Origin of the sequence: Vibrio sp. OY15, assembly GCF_000742455.1 — a bacterium.
GTDB lineage: Bacteria > Pseudomonadota > Gammaproteobacteria > Enterobacterales > Vibrionaceae > Vibrio > Vibrio alginolyticus.
Genome location: NZ_JPIL01000004.1, coordinates 21187 through 40154 on the forward strand (window position 1 = coordinate 21187; position 18968 = coordinate 40154).

Below are 18968 nucleotides of genomic sequence, written 5' to 3' on the forward strand. Positions count from 1 at the left end.
CTTATTGAGCCTCTAACCAAAAACGTACTTTGCTGCCATCCTCTGACTGGTTTTGATGTTTGATATGAACTACCTCACCAAAATGCGCAGCACAGCCTTTTATCAATCCTAAGCATACGTGAGACATACATCTTGCGCTGTGGTAGTCAAATACCAATTGGGATTGGTTTTCACTAATGAAATCAAATTGCGGAGGGTTAGCATCAGGATAGAGCTTCTTAACTTCGACATGAATAAAGTCTTCAACATGGCGAACAAATTGAAACGTCGTTTCACACTGTTGCAAACTGGCGTGACTAGGAATGGAGCGAAGTAAATTCAAAAAGACGCACTCTCCAAACACTTCTTGCAGTTGCTCGGGGGGAACACCAGATACTTTACTGAGATTCACGATCAACTTAACCAAGTCTTTGTGATCGTAACTACCAACAGCGGTGTAAACACCTTCATCGTTAGAAAGATCGAGAACTTGGTCTAACACATCAAGGCCGAATTTCTCTTCTACTAACTCCATGAACTCGGTGAAAATAATCCCTTTCATTGGCCAATACTTGCCCTATAGTGACGTCCTAAAATAAAGAATGGTGTATAACCTTATAAGTTTCAAATTAATATGTTCAAGCAGAGTGAGACACACAACACAAAGAGGGAAAGTGCTGGCGAGTGCTTTAATGCGAATGTTTTATTTGGTAACCAGTAACGATAACGCCATACGCTTTGCCGTCTTTGAGTATAATAAATAATGGTTAGGCACGATAAATAAGGACTCAGTTTGGTTATCGACAAAACTCATTTACTACAGAACTTTCAATTTCGGCTTCCAACGGGCTACCACAAAGAGTCCCTTGCACGACTGAAATGGATGAAAGAAAAGTCCCTGAGAGATGCGGCAGTCTTAATCGGTTTTGTGGAACGCGATGACGGGTTACAAGTCATTCTGACTAAGCGTGCAGCCCACTTACGCCATCATCCGGGACAAATCAGCTTTCCCGGTGGCAAATATGAGCAGGAAGATATTCAGCTCGTGAATACAGCTTTAAGGGAAACCAAAGAAGAAGTTGGGATAGAAGATGAGCATATTCATGTGTTTGGTCAACTGCCTACACTACCAACGATTAGTCAATTTAATGTGACACCTTTTTTGGCTTTTGTTTCTCCGGAATATAAAACGCATATTGACCCAAATGAAGTAGAGTCAGTTTTTGAGGTTCCTGCCAACCATATTCTGAACCCCAAAAAATTGTATAGCACCAAATTTGACCTAAAAAGAAGCAGTCATCGTGTATTTGCTATCCCATATAGACAGCATTTCATCTGGGGCATGACGGCACAAATTATCGAATCAATGCAAAAACATATTATTTCACATTAAACAGTTGTTGATATCGGTGCTTTTATAGGCGCGATCATTATGCGCATCAATATTAATAAAACGTTGCTTCATAAACATTCATTCACATTAGATTAATTTTCCATTTTCACCGCAAACGCTTGCGGTGAAATAAATTTATACAAACAGCCCTATTGATAAGTTTTTCTAATTTTACTCATTAGCAGAAATCACGAGTAGCACATCATTTTCGTGATAAAAAGCAGGTTTTTGACATATCATTCAATAAGCGTAAGCAATAAATGATTTAGATCTAATTTTCCTAGTGTAAAATCTTGCAAAATTACTCCCGACTTATTTCCTGTTCCCAAAATGAGTAACTAAAAAATGAATACAACTACTTCTGCGGTTTCTACCGCACAATCGTCTAGTAAGTTTTCTTACAAAGACTTTACCTGGTGTCTGTCCCTTTTTGGTACGGCAGTAGGTGCAGGTGTACTGTTTCTTCCTATTAAAGCAGGTGCAGGTGGCTTTTGGCCATTAGTAATCCTAGCCCTAATTGCAGCACCAATGACTTGGTTCGCACACAAATCTTTAGCTCGTTTCGTTCTTTCTGCGAAAAACCCTGAAGCGGACATCACCGACACAGTAGAAGAGCACTTTGGTAAGACTGGCGCAAACCTTATTACGTTCGCTTACTTCTTCGCTATCTACCCAATCGTACTTATCTACGGTGTTGGTATCACAAACACAGTTGACTCTTTCCTAGTTAACCAAATGGGCATGGAATCTATTCCTCGCTGGCTACTTTCTGGTGCACTTATTGCTGCAATGACAGCAGGCGTAGTATTCGGTAAAGAGCTTATGCTGAAAGCAACTTCAGCAATGGTTTACCCTCTCGTGTTCATCCTACTAGCTCTGTCTGTATACCTGATTCCTGGTTGGAACACTTCAATGATGGAAGTGTCGCCTGACTGGGGTGCAATGCCAGCTATCGTATGGCTAGCAATCCCTGTTATTGTGTTCTCTTTCAACCACAGCCCAATCATTTCTCAGTTCTCTAAAGAGCAACGTCGTGTATACGGTGATGACGCAGTTAAGAAAACTGACGCTATCACTGGTGGCGCAGCAATGATGCTGATGGGCTTTGTTATGTTCTTCGTTTTCTCTGTTGTACTTTCTCTGTCTCCAGAGCAACTAGCAACGGCGCAAGAGCAAAACATCTCTGTTCTTTCTTACCTAGCAAACGTGCATGAATCTCCACTGATCTCTTACATGGGTCCATTGGTTGCTTTCGCAGCGATCACCTCTAGCTACTTTGGCCACTTCTTAGGTGCGCACGAAGGTCTAGTTGGTCTAGTGAAATCTCGTTCAAAATCACCAGTAAGCAAGATCGAGAAGATGTCTCTAATCTTCATTGTAATCACAACTTGGATCGTTGCTATCGTTAATCCAAGCATCCTAGGTATGATTGAAACAATGGGTGCACCGATGATTGCGGCAATCCTATTCTTGATGCCAATCTTCGCAATGCAAAAAGTTCCTGCGATGGCTAAGTACAAAACTTCAGCACCTGTGCAAATTTTCACAGCAATCTGTGGTCTTGCTGCAATTAGTTCTGTAATCTACGGCGCTCTTTAATCATCTCTGCCCAGTGCAGTATGATTAATCCAAAAATATAACGATAAAATTAAGCCTCCCAACTCCCCTTGGGAGGCTTTCTTCTGAGGTAATCGATATGATTAGTGTTTTTGATATCTATAAAATCGGTGTTGGACCTTCAAGCTCACACACTGTAGGCCCAATGAAAGCGGGTAAAGAGTTTATTGATGATCTTCGTGCAATGGGAAAACTGCGCGACATCACTAAAATCACCGTTGACGTTTATGGATCACTATCACTGACAGGGAAAGGTCACCACACAGATATTGCTATCATCATGGGTCTTGCAGGCAACACTCCTGAGAAAGTTGATATCGATTCTATCCCGGGCTTTATCGCTCGTGTAGAAGAAACTGAACGCCTTCCTGTTGGCATGCACTGTCACACAGTATCGTTCCCACGTGAAGGTGGAATGAACTTCCACAAAACAAACCTAGAGCTACACGAAAACGGCATGCAGATCCACGCTTGGATTGATGACGAAAAGGCGTACTCAAAAACTTACTACTCTATCGGCGGTGGTTTCATCGTTGATGAAGAAAATTTCGGTAAAGAAGCTGAAAACCCAGTAAAAGTACCTTACCCGTTTACAACGGCAGAGGAACTGGTTAACCAATGCCACGAAAGTGGATTGTCCATCAGCGCACTAACCATGAAGAATGAGCATGCGCTTCATTCAGATGAAGAAACTCGTACTTATTTCGCAAACATCTGGCGCACAATGCGCGAGTGTATGGATCGCGGTATGAATGAAGAAGGTATTTTGCCTGGTCCACTGCGTGTGCCTCGCCGTGCAGCAGCACTTCGCCAGCAGCTACTTACTTCAGAAAAGACAACAAACGACCCAATGTCTGTTGTTGATTGGGTAAACATGTTTGCTTTCGCAGTAAACGAAGAGAACGCAGCAGGTGGCCGCGTTGTTACAGCACCAACTAACGGTGCGTGTGGCATCATCCCTGCGGTACTGGCTTACTACGATAAGTTCATCCAAACTGTGACTGAAAAAGATTACATCCGTTACTTTGCGGCTTCTGGCGCAATCGGTGGTCTTTACAAGCGCAACGCGTCTATCTCTGGTGCTGAGGTTGGCTGTCAGGGTGAAGTTGGCGTGGCATGTTCTATGGCAGCAGCAGGCCTTGCTGAGCTTATGGGTGGTAGCCCAGAGCAAGTGTGTATGGCAGCAGAAATCGCGATGGAGCACAACTTAGGTCTAACGTGTGACCCAGTTGCAGGTCAGGTTCAGGTTCCATGTATTGAGCGTAACGGTATTGCGGCAGTAAAAGCAATCAACTCTACTCGCATGGCACTACGTCGCTCTTCAGCTCCAACTGTTTCTCTAGATAAGGTTATCGAAACCATGCTAGAAACAGGTAAAGACATGAACGCGAAATACCGCGAAACATCTCAAGGTGGTCTAGCAATCAAAGTGATTTGCTAACACGCCTTTCTGAATACCAATCAAAACCCGAGTCTGTGCTCGGGTTTTTTTATACCTAAAAAACCCAGGAAAATGCGTTATCAGGACAAGTAAAAAAAACCTAAAACGTTGAATATATCCAAATATTATGGATATCTCAGTAAAAAATCACATCTCTTCCCTAGCTTTATTGATAACGTAGCCAAAAATTAAACTTGGAGCACATCAACACATGATTAGGTTTGAAATTGGAAACCAAATCTGCGTTTGCTTGTCCGAAAACGAAATATCTCTAGAGCTCAATCAGTCACTCCACCACTCCATTCCTGTCAACCCAAATGAGTACGCCATTCTGTCAACTATCGCCACATACGGCAGTTTAAATACGCCGATTAGTCAGCGGTTAATAGAAAGCAAAATCACTCAACAATACAAAATGACACTGCCTGAAAATGGCTTTAAAAACGCGGTGGCCGCTCTAAGAAAGAAATTTCGCAAGCTCACGGAAGAACACTTAACCACTAACAAAAACATTATCGAAAACATTCACCGGACCGGATACTTCATCCCTTTTACTATGCAAAACAACCATCAGAATGGCATCGAACATCAACAGAAGATCAATCAATACACAACCAATAGTCTTCGAAAAGCACTTCGTATTTGCCTGCGTAATAAAAAGATCTATTCAGAAGCGATGTGGGTTGTGTTGATCACTGCGATCATTTTCTTTGCTATCTGTTACTACACGATAAACAGCATCGTTAAACATAATTATCTGGATAACGCCTTCGAAATTGCAGAGAGCCTTTCCCGCAGGAGTTGCTTTGCTAATGAAAGCGAACTGAAGTCGCTATTTGATAATGTGAAGTTGGTGGAATCGAGCATGATGCTAGATCGTTTCAATATTCGATGCTTAGTCACTCCAGAAACCGTTGTCCCTGTCAGCAAAAAAGCCTTTGAAGAGTGGAGTAACAATAACAATTACACGACCCAATCATTTGACTTAAATAACGCAACTGTTTTGGTTCGTGTTAAAAACATTAACTTATCCGACAATGTTGAAAATCATATTTCACGTTTTTTTCTTTCCGGTATGAAGCTATCAACGAATACCGGAACGTCGTTAGAGATTGGTAACACCAATGAACGCTTTTTCAATTATCACGTAAAGAATAGTGGCTATAAAGAGGTGTATTACATCTCTGGACCGTTTCAAAGTATCATTCTACTGAGCTTACTTTTTCTCATTATACTGCGTCACCGCTCCCTACAAGCCTTTATGGCTTACTTGTGCGCAATTCGACAATTCAAAATAAAACTGGAGCCGATTTATAACACTTCGGCACAAAAGATTGTGCACTACGAAGCCCTCTCCCGGTTTAAGGTAAAAAATACGCAACGGTTTATTGAAACACTGATCCGCAATGGATTGCTGCTAACTCATACCTTACTGGTGATTGATTCCATCTACACCAAACAAAAAGCGTTGCCCATCCCTATCAGCATTAACGTTTGTCCTTCTTTGCTGCGAGGGCGTAACTTTTCAATCCTATATAGAGAGCTATCTAATCGGGATTGCCGTTTGCTGACAATCGAAATCACAGAAAATGCATCGATGTACTATACCTCTGAGATTTATGGCAATGTCGCGAAACTAAAAGCTCTGGATTGTAAAATCAGTATTGATGACTTTGGCACCGGTAATAATAATGTGGCGCTTATCAGCAAGCTGAATCCGGACTATCTCAAAATCGACCGAGAATTTGTTATTGGCCTAAAATCTGATGATAAAAAGATAGAAACCTTGCGTCAGTTAATTGCTATGGGCAATACGTATCGCTGCACGGTCATTGTTGAAGGCGTAGAAACGGCAGACAGTGCTCACTTACTCACAACATTGGGCGCATACATTCACCAAGGTTATTATTACCCTCTTCATTGCTAGCTTTTCTTCACTCGGTTAGTTACTTAAAATAGATTTAATACTCTATAAAAACTCGTGGTGGCATAACGGTATGCCGCCAATTTGTGATTGAGCGATGATTGCGATTAAACCCACCAAACTGAAAGATTTTTCAAGTTTGATGCAATTGGGTGTGCAAGAAGAGCAAAAAGGATTTTTTACACCGTTTGAAATGGCTTATCAAAAACGTAGTAAGTCAGAGGCGTTCTTTACGATTTATTCTGATGACCTATTAGTAGGCTATCTTGTTATCGATAAAGGTTTCTCCCAACATGCGCCGTTTGCTAAACGATACGAACTGGAGCTTAAATACTTGATGATTGATCAACGTTTCCAACGTCAAGGGGTTGGGAGTGAGGCATTGCGTAAACTGTTCCTTTATGCGTATACCATTAACCCTAAAAGCACCTCTCTTTGCTCCACTGTTCCACAAAGTCAGCAATACGCTATGAGTTTTCTTGATGCGTGCGGATTCATTAATACAGAGGAAACAACATTGGGTGATAATGAAAAAGAATGGATTCTACGACACCCATTAAGCTAGCAGGCGAAGCATAATCAAAATTGGGGCATTCAGATACAACAAAGGCAAGCTTCTCGCTTGCCTTTGTTTAATGCTCAATGGAAAGTGACTTATTCACCTTTGTAAATACAACCCGCTGTGCACGTTTCTTTGATTTCTACTTTACTTAGCAGTGGTAAGCTTGGCTTAAGCTGCTGCCAAATCCATTTTGCTAATACTTCGCTAGTCGGGTTCTCTAACCCTTCAATGTCGTTTAGGTAGTAATGGTCTAAGCGATTGTAAATTGGTTTAAATGCAGCTTTGATCTCTGCAAAATCCACTACCCAACCTGTATGTGGATCAACTTCACCTTCTACATAAAGACGAACAAGGAAAGAGTGTCCGTGCAAACGACCACACTTGTGACCTTCTGGTACGTGTGGCAAATGGTGTGCTGCTTCGAACATAAACTCTTTGTATAATTCTGTTTTCATCTTGATTCTCAGGCTTTAAAAAGACAGGCAATACTAAGGAATTCGCTGCCAAGAGACAAGCGTTACCCCATACAAGCGTAGCAAAAACTTCCGCTGGTTCCTGGCCTCTTTGCTATCACTCACACCAGAGCGCCGTATTTCTGTCACGCGCCAAACATTTGATTACACAGCACTCACATCACAATTACATATCCCCAACATGTGTGGGGTCACAATCATTCATTTCGTTGTTCGCAGTGCGCATTTGTGCACATTAATATTGTGCAGTTCGTTCCAATTACACTTATAAATTTATGCGCTCAACTATCACTTTTAAGCTCTTACTGGCGTTAATTGCTGTCTTCAGCTGCGTTCTAGCTGCCTCTACGGCTTACCAATACCATCAACAAAAAACCTTAATCAATGATGTTCTTAGTGAACAACTCCATGATAAGGCTAGTAATTATTTCGATAGCCTAAATATGATGATGCTTACGGGCACCATGTCGCAAAAAGAAACCTTACGTCAAAAGGCCCTGGCCCAAGAAGGCATTGAAGCAGTTCGCGTGTTGCGAGCTGATACTGTGACCAAACTTTACGGACCTGGGCAACAAAACCAGCAGCCTGTCGATGATATTGATCAACGAGCGTTGAATGGTGAACTGGTGATTGAACCAATCTCAGCCGATTGGGGCAAAGGGTTAGTAGTCGCACTACCAATGAAATCGAGCGAAAATTACCGTGGCACCAACTGCGTTTCTTGCCACGTTGCACCAGCAGGAGAAGTGTTGGGCGCGATTCGCTTGGAATACAACATGAATCATGTCAATTCAATGATCAGTAAACAGGCAATGTTTGCGATGGGAATAATGGCCGTAATCGCATTTGTGGGCTTCATCATAACGATGAGTTTGATTCAGAAAATCATTGTACGACCAATTCAAAGAACGTCGAAATTCATGTCGAATGTGAGCCATAGCAAAGATCTATCTCAACGACTTATGCATCACCAACAGGATGAAGTGGGCCAACTTTCTACTGCAATCAATTCATTCATGGATACGGTCTCCGAAAGCTTAGAAAGTGTGCAAGACACCTCTCACTCACTTGCCGACTCCGCGAGCAAACTAACTGCTGTCGCGCAGTCCACAGATAAAGCGGCCAATAACCAACAGCTAGAGACCAACGAAGTACAAAGTAATATCACCGATATGTTGCAGCAACAAACTGCGGTTGAGGACTCGACTAACAACGCTACTGTTTTGGTCAATCACACCGTTGATGTCGCCACTCATAGTGCAAGCCAAGCACACAATGTAAGTGAAGACATCAAACAACTAGTGAGTAACATTGATACTGTACGGGAAAAAATCAGCTCTCTAAACCAAAGAACCGAAGAAGTGTCGTCCATTCTTGTGGTTATTAAGGGTATTGCAGAACAAACCAATCTGCTCGCGTTGAATGCTGCTATTGAAGCCGCCCGTGCCGGAGAGCAAGGACGCGGTTTTGCGGTCGTCGCGGAAGAAGTGCGTAACCTGGCTTCTAGGACGGCTGAAGCCACTGGTAATATTGAACATATCATTTCTCAATTCCAGCAAGGAAGTGAAGAGTCATTAACTTCTGTTGATACCGTCTGCCAGTTTGCTCATCAACGCTCTGTCGATGTCGAGGCACTATCAGCCACAATGCATAACGTTGTTGACGAGATGCGCCAAGTTCTCAAACATGCAGAAGATATCCAAAACCAGACGCAAACCACATCTGATGTAAGTCAGCATATTCAATCTAAAATAGATGTGATTACACTGCATGCTAACGACACATCGCAATCAGCATCGCACACGCGTGATATTAGTGTTGATTTAGAGCATCTATCCGAACGTTTAGAGCAATTACTAAACCAATTCACACTTTCAGAGCACAAAAGAGTGAATAAATAGAGAGATTCTCCCCATCAAAACGAATATAAAGGTTGATGCGAGCGAATTGACAGGTAATATGTCTCGTTGAATCTGTAAAATGCTACCCAACTCAGCGCTTAGCTTGTTTTTTGAACAAAAATGTTATCAGACAAGTACTTTAAGTAAGCGTTGAGTTGAATTTTTACCTCAATGGAGAATATTGAAAACATGACTTACGCGCCTGTATCAGACGTATTGAAAGGTCAGCTAGCAGTAGACAGCGAAGTGACTGTTCGTGGCTGGATCCGTTCACGTCGTGATTCCAAAGCTGGAATCTCTTTCCTTGCCATATATGACGGCTCTTGTTTCGACCCGATTCAGGCCGTGGTCCCAAATAATCTTAATAATTACGAAGACGAAGTATTAAAGCTAACGACTGGCTGCTCTGTTGAAGTAACTGGTAAGATTGTTGAATCTCCTGCAAAGGGTCAAGACTTCGAACTTGCTGCCACTGACGTTAAAGTGGTTGGTTGGGTTGAAGATGCTGAAACTTACCCAATGGCAAAAACTCGTCACTCTATCGAGTACCTACGTGAAGTTGCGCACCTACGTCCGCGCACAAACGTAATCGGTGCAGTAGCACGTGTACGTAACTGCCTATCTCAAGCAATCCACCGCTTCTACCACGAGCAAGGTTACTTCTGGGTATCTGCGCCGTTGATCACGGCTTCAGATGCTGAAGGCGCTGGTGAAATGTTCCGTGTATCTACGCTAGACATGGAAAACCTTCCTCGCACTGACGCTGGTAAAGTGGACTACAACGAAGACTTCTTCGGTAAAGAGACGTTCCTAACCGTATCTGGTCAGCTAAACGCAGAAGCTTACGCTTGTGCGCTAAGCAAAGTTTACACTTTCGGCCCTACTTTCCGTGCTGAAAACTCAAATACAAGCCGCCACCTAGCAGAGTTCTGGATGGTTGAGCCTGAAGTTGCGTTCGCAGAACTGGATGATGTAGCGAAACTGGCTGAAGACATGCTCAAGTACGTGTTTAAAGCAGTGCTTGCAGAGTGTCGCGATGACCTTGAGTTCTTCGCTCAACGCATCGACAAAGAAGCAATCACTCGTCTAGAGCAGTTCGTTTCTTCTGACTTCGCGCAGGTTGACTACACTGACGCAATCCAGATCCTTCTTGATTCAGGTCGTGAGTTCGAATTCCCAGTTGAATGGGGTATCGATATGTCTTCTGAGCACGAGCGTTTCCTTGCTGAAGAACACTTCAAAGCACCTGTAATCGTTAAGAACTACCCGAAAGACATCAAAGCATTCTACATGCGTGCTAACGATGACGGTAAAACAGTTGCAGCGATGGACGTTCTAGCACCGGGCATCGGCGAAATCATCGGTGGTTCTCAGCGTGAAGAGCGCCTAGACATTCTAGATGCACGTATGCGTGAAGTGGGTATCGATCCTGAACATATGAACTGGTACCGCGACCTACGTAAATACGGTACAGTGCCACACGCAGGCTTCGGTCTAGGCTTCGAGCGCCTAGTATCTTACGTAACTGGTATGGGCAACGTTCGTGACGTGATCCCATTCCCACGTACTCCTCGCTCTGCGAACTTCTAATCACTTTTTAGTGATATTGAATTAAAAAGACCTCCCATGTGGAGGTCTTTTATTTTGTACGAATGATTTTCTAGCAACCGGTGTATGCACTCTAGTTGTTATCTTCGTCGTCATCCTCATCTGCTCGCGCTGCGTATTTTACTCCAACCACACACAAGCCAAACATCACAAATGGGATAACGGCAGCAGTGTATTCCGTCCAAACCATATGAGAGAAAGATTTCGCCAATATCAAGTGTGCAAACACCAACAAAAATGCGCTAAAAATAGCAACACCCATCAACCTAAGTTCATGCTTTACCAACTGCTTTTTCATTACGGCTCCTAACCTAAATGGTTGTCTGCCCATGATTGAAACACAGCTTCGGTATCGTCCACTGATACAGTTTGAGCAAAAAACAGGTAAACAGTTGGCTAATGAAGTAATTCTCCGACCGTCTTCACGGCTTGTTCTAATTCATCATTTACAGGTAACGATGTATTAAGCCTCAGGTAGTTCTCATAATTTGGAGCGACAGAAAACAACTGACCAAATGCTACAGTGATGTTCGCTTCCAATAACTTTTGATAAATCGCTTTTCCGCACTTTGTTTTCGGCAGTTCTATCCAAAGAAAATAGCCGCCTTCCGGTTGCGTGTAACGAATCGATTGGGGAAAGTACTTATCAACCAGTTCAATAAACGCCAATTGCCGCTGCTCAAGATTCTTTCGCAGTTTTCTAAGATGGCTATCATAACTATCGTTTTGTAAGTAATGCGCGATACCCTGCTGGATTGGTGCACTGCCTGACAACGTCGAGATAAGTTGCAGCTTTTGAAGTTGCTCATTGAAGCGTTTGTTTACCACCCAGCCCAGCCTATAGCCAGGGCAAAGGCTTTTTGAAAATGATCCACAATGCAACACGCGTTCTTGTGTATCAAAAGCTTTAAGTGAGCTTGGCTTTTTTTCAGAAAAATAAAGCTCTGAATACACATCATCTTCGATCAAGTACACATCGTATTTATCAGCCAGTTCGACGATACGTTGCTTCTGCCCGTCACTTAATAAGGTTCCTGTTGGATTGTGAAAGTTAGTCATTAACCAACATGCGCGAACATCATTGTCGGCAAAAGTCGCTTCAATTTGATCCACTGAATGTCCAGTTAACGGATCCACCGTTATTTCTATCGCCTTTAGACCTAAACGTTCAATCGCTTGAAGTGCGCCATAAAACGTCGGTGATTCAACTACAACAGTATCTCCAGGCTGGGTCACGGCCTGAAGGCTCAAATTCAACGCTTCTAATGCGCCAGAAGTAACGACAACATCATCATGGGTAAACACCATACCTTGTTGGATGTACCGTTGAGCAATCAAACGGCGTAGAGACTCACAGCCCGGCGGCAAGTTATCCAATAACGTCTCTGCCCCCATCTTCCTGCCTGAGCTGGCTAGGTTGCGGTTTAGCGCTTCTAATGGGAACAATGCTGGGTCTGGAAACGCGGAGCCAAACTTCACCGCATTCGATGAGGCCTGATTTTTGAGGTAGTCGTAAAGTTCATCGTTGATGCTGGAGCGATAAACGGAAGTGGCTGGAGAACTCGGTTCGAAGCGGTCCAACTCCGCAGTCACAAAGTATCCAGACTGAGGTTTCGCTGCGACCCAACCTTGTGCTTCGAGCAGCTGATAAGCTTGTAATACCGTACCTGCGCTGACAGAATGGTTTCGGCTTGTTACACGCACTGATGGCAGCTTTTCCCCTGCTCTCCAAGTATTTTGCTGAATCTGCGTTTTGAACAGCTCAGCCAGTTGACGGTATCGGTTCATGTTTCCCTCATTTCACTTACAGCCGCACCATAGCATACTTCGCGCCAGCATTCTGATACGGGAGTATTCAATTTAGCAACGTAATTTATCAAGCTTATCAATAGATATTTCAGCTACGAAGTGAGCGTTTATATCCCATACTTTGACTGTTACACACATATTGCCTCACATCTTTGCAATACCTAAAAGCCAAGGTTTTACGTTGGACTGAGTTCGTTAAACTCACTTCGAGCTACGGTCTTTAAATCAGGAGGAAGCGATGAAAGTTTTTACAATGGACGATCTCTCGTATCGCGGAAAACATAAAGGTGTACATAGTTGGGACCATCCTGGCAGTACCACCCCTTATTATTGGCATCCTGATTGGCTGCATATCGCTGAAGATGCTTTGGGTGAACACAAAAAGGCTGACCTTGAAGTCCCTGATGGAGAAACAGCGACAGAAGAGCATGCAAAAGCGGCGATTCTCAAACACTTGAATGACAAGTAGTTTAGGCTCTATCACCGTTCAAGAATAGCATTAGGTAGGCGAATCCATCGTCGTATGCTTTTAAACACAAATAAAGCTAAAACCTGCCAAATAGTAAATTCTTCTGAATGAGAAGTAAGCACCTTCTATGGCGAGCAAAGGGCAAAATAAGTCGATTGTTATCACATTAATTTTCATTACATCTGTTACATTTAAATAGTAATGGTGATGCACACCTCAACTCATGGATTGTGAGAGAAAACAATAATGGCGAAATACAACGAAGAAGATATTAAATACAAAGGTGAATCCAACGGCGTACATTCTTGGAGCTCTCCTTCCGGCCAACCTTATTACTGGCATCCAGATTGGTTACACGTTGCAGAAGATGCGACGGGTACGCATCCGAAGCAAAAACTTGAAGTTGAAAAGACAGAAGTACCAACCGAAAAACACGCATTAAAAGCGATCTTAAAGCATATGAACGACTGGGCGACTGAAAAACTTTCTTCTAACCCTGACATCGAAACCAATGCGGTTGAGTCGGAAATCAATCTGAAGAAGTAACCCCAACCGATATCCATACTTCTAACAGTAAACGCTCCGCCTTTGGTGGGGCGTTTTTGTCTCAACAAATCCTCACTAGACAACTATAAACGCGTTAACGCAAAGCACTGAATTGAAACGATTGGGATGTGTGCAAAACTTCTCCAACCATGGCATAAATGCCCTTCAAACTCTGTGCCTACCAAACGTTTTCATGGCAAAAACTTTAGTTATGTTAGAATTCTGTTTCAAATCGCAACTTTTTTAGGTTTTCTTTTCAGTAACGGTTGTAACCAATATTGCTGAAAGGTATAAATGTTAGCACACCCCTTCGATTAACATGGATGAAGATTATGTTTGAAAAAGTAGTTGCCGCTCCGGCTGACCCTATTCTTGGCCTTACTGAAGAGTTTAAAAAAGATGCTCGCGCAGAAAAAATTAACCTTGGCGTAGGTATTTACAAAAACGAGCAAGGCGAAACTCCCGTTCTTGCGACAGTAAAGAAAGCTGAAGCAGCACTTGTTGAAACTGAAAAAACCAAATCTTACCTAACCATCGAAGGCACAGCAGAGTACGGCATTGCAGTGCAAAAACTGCTTTTCGGCTCTGATGCAGAAATTGTAAACGAAAAACGCGCTAAAACAGCTCAAGCTCCGGGTGGTACTGGTGCACTACGTGTTGCCGGCGAGTTTATTAAACGTCAACTAGGCGATGTAAAGATCTGGATCAGCAACCCAACATGGGCGAACCACAACGGCGTATTTACTGCTGCTGGTATCGAAACGGCACAATACAGCTACTACAATGCTGAAACAAAAGACAAAGACTTCGATGCGATGCTAAATGATCTTCAATCTGCATCTGAAGGCGACATCGTGCTTCTACACGGCTGCTGTCACAACCCTACAGGGATCGATCCTACAGCTGAAGAATGGGAAACATTGGCGAAACTTGTCGCAGAGAAGAAATTGCTTCCTCTGTTCGACTTCGCCTACCAAGGCTTTGCTAAAGGTGTGGAAGAAGATGCTGCAGGTCTTCGTACTTTTGCTAAGTACAACAAAGAAATCCTAGTCGCGAGCTCTTTCTCGAAAAACTTTGGCCTATACAATGAACGCGTAGGTGCCTTCACGTTAGTAGCTGAGTCAGAAGAAGTCGCAACAACCGCATTTTCTCAAGTTAAAGCCATTATTCGCTCTATCTACTCTAACCCACCTGCACACGGCAGCGCTGTCGTGACTCACATTCTTGGCAACGCCGAAATGCGTGCGGAATGGGAAGCTGAAGTAGCAGAAATGCGTGACCGTATTCAAGAAATGCGTGAACTGTTTGTAGCGACACTAAAAGCAGAGGGTGTGGACGCAGACTTTAGTTTCATCGAACGTCAAAATGGTATGTTCTCTTTCTCTGGTCTTTCTAAAGAGCAAGTTAACCGCCTTAAAGAAGAGTTCGGTATTTACATTGTCGGTTCTGGCCGAATCAGTGTTGCTGGTATGACGAAGTCAAATATGGGCCCTCTGTGTAAAGGCATTGCAGCGGTTTTATAATCGACTGTCGCATACTTTATTAAAAGGAAAGGTCAGCATAAGCTGACCTTTTTTGTTTGTTTTAACTTAACGCCAAAAACGAACCCGTCCGATCTAGTAGACAAACTTCAAACTCAGCCCAACTTCATTGACGTAATCTGAGCTTTCACCGCTGTAATCAGTATCTCTAAACTGATAAAAAAGACCAGTGCCGATGACTTTATGCCATTGGTAGTTAAAACCGATCTTAAAATTGTTCTCATCAACGATATCACTACGGTTCAACTCCACTTCAGCTGTCGCAATAAGCTTTTCACTGAGCAAGTAATTCACCCCAACAGTTACAGCTTGAATCAATTCGCTATCGGAAGACAACGTATTATCCGTTTTGTCGTCCGTCGCTTTCGCTTTGATTGCGCCTATTCCATATATCCCGTAGATATCGAATTGCTCTGTAACTCCGTAACGGTAACCACCACCAAACAAAAGGCGGTCAATACGAAGAGTAAAATCATCCGGATGGAAAAACTGCGCTGAGTAATCAACATTAAACAACCAGTTCTCAGTAAACAAATAGTTACCACCGAGTCCAACTGTGGTCGCATTAGAGTTATCTAACCATTCTTCGTTTGTCGTTCCGGCACCAACATCCAAATTAATGTGTTCGTACCCAAATTTTTCTGCTTGGTCCATGACCGCTGCGCTTGATATCGCCGGCAAAGCAGCTAAAGAAACAAGCAATAAATTTCTCATCATTCGACTTCCTTTCATGAGAATTATCTAAACACTGTATTCCATCGCCTGAGCTACTTGGCTCAAGAAGAATAGCTTAATCTAAAGACGTGATAACGATCTGAAACAGCCAAAGATCTAATCAGTCATCACGAAGAAAACATATCGACGACGTCTTTTTCAATTGAGGTGACCATATAGTAGTAAAAATGAAGCTCCCTTATCGTGCGATATGTCAGAATCTTATGACTGAGCACGAAAATCGCGGTTCAGATAAGACTCTGTTTTAAAACTAAGTTAAGATTACTTTATTATTTGCGAACTAAAAGGCGCCTTCGATGGATGCAGAACTTCTCGAGATTTACAACTTTCTCGCCAAGTATCCCCCGTTCAATGAACTCCCTGAAGAAACACTAAACAAGGTGACAGAGAGTGTCGAAATCTCGTACTACCGAGAAGATACCCCCATCATCCATTTTGGAGACTATATCCAAGATTTATACGTGGTGCGAAGCGGTGTTGTTGAAGTTTATCGACGCAAAGGTGAGCTGTATAATCGCCTTGACGAAGGTGACCTATTTGGCCAGATGGGCATGCTCACCAATAACAAAGTCCGCTTTCCGGTAAAAGCCATTGAGGATACCCTGCTCTACTGTATTCCTGGTGACATTTTCCAAGAAATTTACGATAACTTTGATTCCTTTGCGGATTTTGTTGAAGTTGAAAATAGCGCTCGTTTACGCCAAGCCATTTCAGAAAACAAAGACGCCAATGACCTGACGACGTCGAAAGTGAAAACCTTGCTGACTGGCGATGCTCATACGATTGATCGTGGTCAGACAATCCAGCAAGCCGCGCAGCAAATGGCGAATGACAACGTATCGGCTTTACTTATCGTCGACCCAGACTTCGTTCGTGACGAAGACGATCCACAGTCCCCAGTACTTGGTATCATTACTGACCGTGACTTGTGTACCCGTGTGTTAGCTGAAGGTTTGTCCCCACAGGACGATGTGTCTAGTGTGATGACCACGGAGGTCATGTCTCTTGACCACAACGCTTACATCTATGAAGCAATGTTAACGATGCTGCGTTACAACGTACATCACCTACCAGTGGTAAAAAACCAATTACCAATCGGTATTATCGAAACCACCGACATTGTTCGTTATGAATCTCAGAATTCGTTGTTGTTGGTGAGTAGTATTTTCCAACAACAGACTATCGAAGATTTAGCCGTTGTTGCCGAAGAAGTAAAAAGCAGCTTCGTGCGTTTGGTCAATGAAGATGCCAACTCTCACATGGTGGGTAGCGCGATGTCGGTCATTGGCCGAAGCTTCAAACAGCGTCTGCTAGAAATGGCAGAAGAAGAGCTTGGCCCACCGCCAATTCCTTATTGTTTCCTTGCACTTGGCTCAATGGGGCGAGATGAGCAACTGTTGGTAACTGACCAAGATAACGCCATCATTCTAGATGAGACTTATCAAGAAGAGAAACATGGTAAATACTTCGAAGCCCTAGCAAAATACGTCAGCGATGGGTTAGATGCCTGTGGCTACAAATATTGCACAGGCGATATTATGGCAACCAACCCACTATGGCGCATGACTCGTTCAGAGTGGGAAGAGTGTTTTGCTGACTGGATTGATAACCCGAACCCGAAAGCACTACTCAACGCCTCCATCTTTTTCGACTTGGATGGCGTCTATGGCCGCTTAAAATGGGCAGAACAGTTAACTAGCTTTATTGTTCGTCGCGCTCGAAAGAACAACCGCTTCTTAGCGTGTTTGGCTCGTAACGCACTAAACAGAACACCACCTCTGGGCTTCTTTAAAGACTTCGTGATGGAAAAAGATGGCAGACACAACAACTCCATCAACCTCAAACGTCGCGGTACTGCTCCTCTGGTCGACTTAATTCGCGTTCACTCTCTGGCGGTTGGTTCACGTGCACAGAACTCGTTTGAGCGTCTTGACGACATTATTGATGCTGGCATTTTGCCAAAAGGTCGAGCACAAGACTTAAAAGACGCGTTAGAATTTATTTCCATGGTACGTATTCGTCACCAAGCGACGGATGTGGAACTAGGCATTGAGCCTGATAACAATATCGAACCGGAAAACCTCTCTGAGTTTGAACGTCGCAACCTAAAGGATGCATTCCAGATCCTAAGCAATGGTCAAAATTTCCTTAAGTTCCGCTACCAAGCGAACAAGAGCTTTAAGTGAGGTTTAGCATGATTAAAAAGCTCTTTCAGAAGCCAACCATTCAGTGGCCAACGAAGTTTGAACAAAAGCTGGAGATGGCGAAGGATGAGAATTTAATTGCGTTTTATAGCAACAAGCCGCCTGCTCCAGAAACACCGTTATCTGAGGTGGAGTTCGTGGCGTTAGATTTCGAAACGACGGGTTTGAATCCTGAAAAACATGACATCATTACTATTGGTTTGGTGCCGTTTAACCTGAAGCGAATTTTCCTACGTAACTCGCGTCATTGGAAGGTACGTCCACAGCGTGCACTCGATGAAGATTCAGTCATTATACACGGTATTACTCACAGCGAATTGATCGATGCACCTGACTTAGGCGATATCTTAAGCGAGCTGCTACCATCCTTAAGCGGGAAAATCATTGTTGTTCATTACCGTCGTATCGAGAGAGAGTTTCTGGATAAAGCGCTCAAAAGCCGTTTAGGGGAAGGTATTGAGTTTCCTGTTTTAGATACGCTGCACCTTGAAGAAACGATTCAACAGAAACGTTCAGGCTCTCTCTGGGAGCGTTTAAAAGGGAAAAAACCAGAATCGGTTCGGCTAGCGCAATCTCGACGCCGTTATGGGCTGCCAGACTATACGCCTCACCATGCATTAACCGATGCAATTGCTACCGCAGAGCTACTGCAAGCGCAAATCGCCCATCATTACAGTGAAGAGCAACCCATCAGTGAGTTCTGGCTGTAATATACTTCACGCTTAATAGCGATCAAAAAAGGAGCCAGATGGCTCCTTTTTTTTGC

At 43.3% G+C, this 18968-nt stretch carries 17 protein-coding genes; 12 read left to right on the forward strand and 5 right to left on the reverse strand.

Going from position 1 to position 18968, the window contains the following annotated elements:
* Position 1: 1 nt before the first annotated feature.
* On the reverse strand, positions 2 to 541 hold the full coding sequence (locus tag IJ23_RS05325; RefSeq protein WP_005388282.1) for a heme NO-binding domain-containing protein: 540 nt from the start codon (positions 539 to 541) through the stop codon (positions 2 to 4).
* Positions 542 to 772: 231 nt separating this feature from the next.
* Between IJ23_RS05325 and IJ23_RS05330 the strand changes: the two genes are divergently transcribed.
* The 5 genes from IJ23_RS05330 (at position 773) to IJ23_RS05350 (ending at position 6919) form a co-directional block, all read left to right on the forward strand.
* Positions 773 to 1372, forward strand: coding sequence for a CoA pyrophosphatase (locus IJ23_RS05330; RefSeq protein WP_005376901.1), 600 nt, complete (start codon positions 773 to 775; stop codon positions 1370 to 1372).
* 345 nt (positions 1373 to 1717) lie between these two features.
* A complete protein-coding gene (locus IJ23_RS05335; protein ID WP_005388284.1) occupies positions 1718 to 2971 on the forward strand; it encodes an aromatic amino acid transport family protein in 1254 nt (417 codons plus the stop codon).
* Positions 2972 to 3068: 97 nt separating this feature from the next.
* The gene (locus tag IJ23_RS05340; protein ID WP_005376899.1) at positions 3069 to 4430 is read left to right on the forward strand and encodes an L-serine ammonia-lyase; all 1362 of its coding nucleotides are present in this window, start codon (positions 3069 to 3071) and stop codon (positions 4428 to 4430) included.
* 211 nt (positions 4431 to 4641) lie between these two features.
* Positions 4642 to 6357: a cyclic di-GMP phosphodiesterase TpdA gene (tpdA, locus tag IJ23_RS05345; protein WP_033905627.1), complete on the forward strand. Its 1716-nt coding sequence runs from the start codon at positions 4642 to 4644 to the stop codon at positions 6355 to 6357.
* A gap of 94 nt (positions 6358 to 6451) precedes the next feature.
* Positions 6452 to 6919, forward strand: coding sequence for a GNAT family N-acetyltransferase (locus IJ23_RS05350; protein ID WP_033905628.1), 468 nt, complete (start codon positions 6452 to 6454; stop codon positions 6917 to 6919).
* An 89-nt stretch (positions 6920 to 7008) separates the two neighbouring features.
* On the opposite strand, the gene queD is transcribed toward IJ23_RS05350, so the two are convergent.
* Positions 7009 to 7371: a 6-carboxytetrahydropterin synthase QueD gene (queD, locus tag IJ23_RS05355; RefSeq protein WP_005376896.1), complete on the reverse strand. Its 363-nt coding sequence runs from the start codon at positions 7369 to 7371 to the stop codon at positions 7009 to 7011.
* 293 nt (positions 7372 to 7664) lie between these two features.
* On the opposite strand from queD, the gene IJ23_RS05360 reads away from it, so the two are divergent.
* Together IJ23_RS05360 and asnS are read left to right on the forward strand one after the other, a co-directional pair.
* A complete protein-coding gene (locus IJ23_RS05360; protein ID WP_033905630.1) occupies positions 7665 to 9290 on the forward strand; it encodes a methyl-accepting chemotaxis protein in 1626 nt (541 codons plus the stop codon).
* 189 nt (positions 9291 to 9479) lie between these two features.
* Positions 9480 to 10880 (forward strand): asparagine--tRNA ligase, encoded by a 1401-nt coding sequence (gene asnS / locus IJ23_RS05365; RefSeq protein ID WP_033905631.1) that lies wholly within the window; start codon positions 9480 to 9482, stop codon positions 10878 to 10880.
* Positions 10881 to 10971: 91 nt separating this feature from the next.
* On the opposite strand, the gene IJ23_RS05370 is transcribed toward asnS, so the two are convergent.
* Together IJ23_RS05370 and IJ23_RS05375 are read right to left on the reverse strand one after the other, a co-directional pair.
* Positions 10972 to 11196, reverse strand: coding sequence for a hypothetical protein (locus IJ23_RS05370; RefSeq protein WP_033905633.1), 225 nt, complete (start codon positions 11194 to 11196; stop codon positions 10972 to 10974).
* A 98-nt stretch (positions 11197 to 11294) separates the two neighbouring features.
* The gene (locus tag IJ23_RS05375; RefSeq protein WP_033905636.1) at positions 11295 to 12686 is read right to left on the reverse strand and encodes an aminotransferase-like domain-containing protein; all 1392 of its coding nucleotides are present in this window, start codon (positions 12684 to 12686) and stop codon (positions 11295 to 11297) included.
* 259 nt (positions 12687 to 12945) lie between these two features.
* Here IJ23_RS05375 and IJ23_RS05380 point away from each other — a divergent pair, with 259 nt between their 5' ends.
* The 3 genes from IJ23_RS05380 to IJ23_RS05390 all read left to right on the forward strand — a co-directional run bounded on the left by IJ23_RS05380 (position 12946) and on the right by IJ23_RS05390 (position 15245).
* Positions 12946 to 13176: a hypothetical protein gene (locus IJ23_RS05380; RefSeq protein WP_033905637.1), complete on the forward strand. Its 231-nt coding sequence runs from the start codon at positions 12946 to 12948 to the stop codon at positions 13174 to 13176.
* A 246-nt stretch (positions 13177 to 13422) separates the two neighbouring features.
* Positions 13423 to 13722: a hypothetical protein gene (locus IJ23_RS05385; RefSeq protein WP_005376885.1), complete on the forward strand. Its 300-nt coding sequence runs from the start codon at positions 13423 to 13425 to the stop codon at positions 13720 to 13722.
* A gap of 332 nt (positions 13723 to 14054) precedes the next feature.
* Positions 14055 to 15245, forward strand: a complete 1191-nt coding sequence (locus IJ23_RS05390) for an amino acid aminotransferase (protein ID WP_005376884.1) — start codon at positions 14055 to 14057, stop codon at positions 15243 to 15245.
* Positions 15246 to 15338: 93 nt separating this feature from the next.
* On the opposite strand, the gene IJ23_RS05395 is transcribed toward IJ23_RS05390, so the two are convergent.
* On the reverse strand, positions 15339 to 15980 hold the full coding sequence (locus IJ23_RS05395) for an outer membrane beta-barrel protein (protein ID WP_033905638.1): 642 nt from the start codon (positions 15978 to 15980) through the stop codon (positions 15339 to 15341).
* Positions 15981 to 16294: 314 nt separating this feature from the next.
* On the opposite strand from IJ23_RS05395, the gene IJ23_RS05400 reads away from it, so the two are divergent.
* Entirely contained in the window at positions 16295 to 18184 is a 1890-nt protein-coding gene (locus IJ23_RS05400; protein ID WP_033905640.1) for a DUF294 nucleotidyltransferase-like domain-containing protein, read from the forward strand.
* A gap of 8 nt (positions 18185 to 18192) precedes the next feature.
* Positions 18193 to 18912, forward strand: coding sequence for a 3'-5' exonuclease (locus IJ23_RS05405; RefSeq protein WP_081107483.1), 720 nt, complete (start codon positions 18193 to 18195; stop codon positions 18910 to 18912).
* Positions 18913 to 18968 lie beyond the last annotated feature (56 nt).

What these genes read in the sequence shown, in the direction of transcription:
- IJ23_RS05325 (WP_005388282.1), bottom strand. Translation starts at nt 541, where the DNA reads ATGAAAGGGATTATTTTCACCGAGTTCATGGAGTTAGTAGAAGAGAAA.
- IJ23_RS05335 (WP_005388284.1), top strand. Translation starts at nt 1,718, where the DNA reads ATGAATACAACTACTTCTGCGGTTTCTACCGCACAATCGTCTAGTAAG.
- IJ23_RS05340 (WP_005376899.1), top strand. Translation starts at nt 3,069, where the DNA reads ATGATTAGTGTTTTTGATATCTATAAAATCGGTGTTGGACCTTCAAGC.
- tpdA (WP_033905627.1), top strand. Translation starts at nt 4,642, where the DNA reads ATGATTAGGTTTGAAATTGGAAACCAAATCTGCGTTTGCTTGTCCGAA.
- IJ23_RS05350 (WP_033905628.1), top strand. Translation starts at nt 6,452, where the DNA reads ATGATTGCGATTAAACCCACCAAACTGAAAGATTTTTCAAGTTTGATG.
- queD (WP_005376896.1), bottom strand. Translation starts at nt 7,371, where the DNA reads ATGAAAACAGAATTATACAAAGAGTTTATGTTCGAAGCAGCACACCAT.
- IJ23_RS05360 (WP_033905630.1), top strand. Translation starts at nt 7,665, where the DNA reads ATGCGCTCAACTATCACTTTTAAGCTCTTACTGGCGTTAATTGCTGTC.
- asnS (WP_033905631.1), top strand. Translation starts at nt 9,480, where the DNA reads ATGACTTACGCGCCTGTATCAGACGTATTGAAAGGTCAGCTAGCAGTA.
- IJ23_RS05370 (WP_033905633.1), bottom strand. Translation starts at nt 11,196, where the DNA reads ATGAAAAAGCAGTTGGTAAAGCATGAACTTAGGTTGATGGGTGTTGCT.
- IJ23_RS05375 (WP_033905636.1), bottom strand. Translation starts at nt 12,686, where the DNA reads ATGAACCGATACCGTCAACTGGCTGAGCTGTTCAAAACGCAGATTCAG.
- IJ23_RS05380 (WP_033905637.1), top strand. Translation starts at nt 12,946, where the DNA reads ATGAAAGTTTTTACAATGGACGATCTCTCGTATCGCGGAAAACATAAA.
- IJ23_RS05385 (WP_005376885.1), top strand. Translation starts at nt 13,423, where the DNA reads ATGGCGAAATACAACGAAGAAGATATTAAATACAAAGGTGAATCCAAC.
- IJ23_RS05390 (WP_005376884.1), top strand. Translation starts at nt 14,055, where the DNA reads ATGTTTGAAAAAGTAGTTGCCGCTCCGGCTGACCCTATTCTTGGCCTT.
- IJ23_RS05395 (WP_033905638.1), bottom strand. Translation starts at nt 15,980, where the DNA reads ATGATGAGAAATTTATTGCTTGTTTCTTTAGCTGCTTTGCCGGCGATA.
- IJ23_RS05400 (WP_033905640.1), top strand. Translation starts at nt 16,295, where the DNA reads ATGGATGCAGAACTTCTCGAGATTTACAACTTTCTCGCCAAGTATCCC.
- IJ23_RS05405 (WP_081107483.1), top strand. Translation starts at nt 18,193, where the DNA reads ATGATTAAAAAGCTCTTTCAGAAGCCAACCATTCAGTGGCCAACGAAG.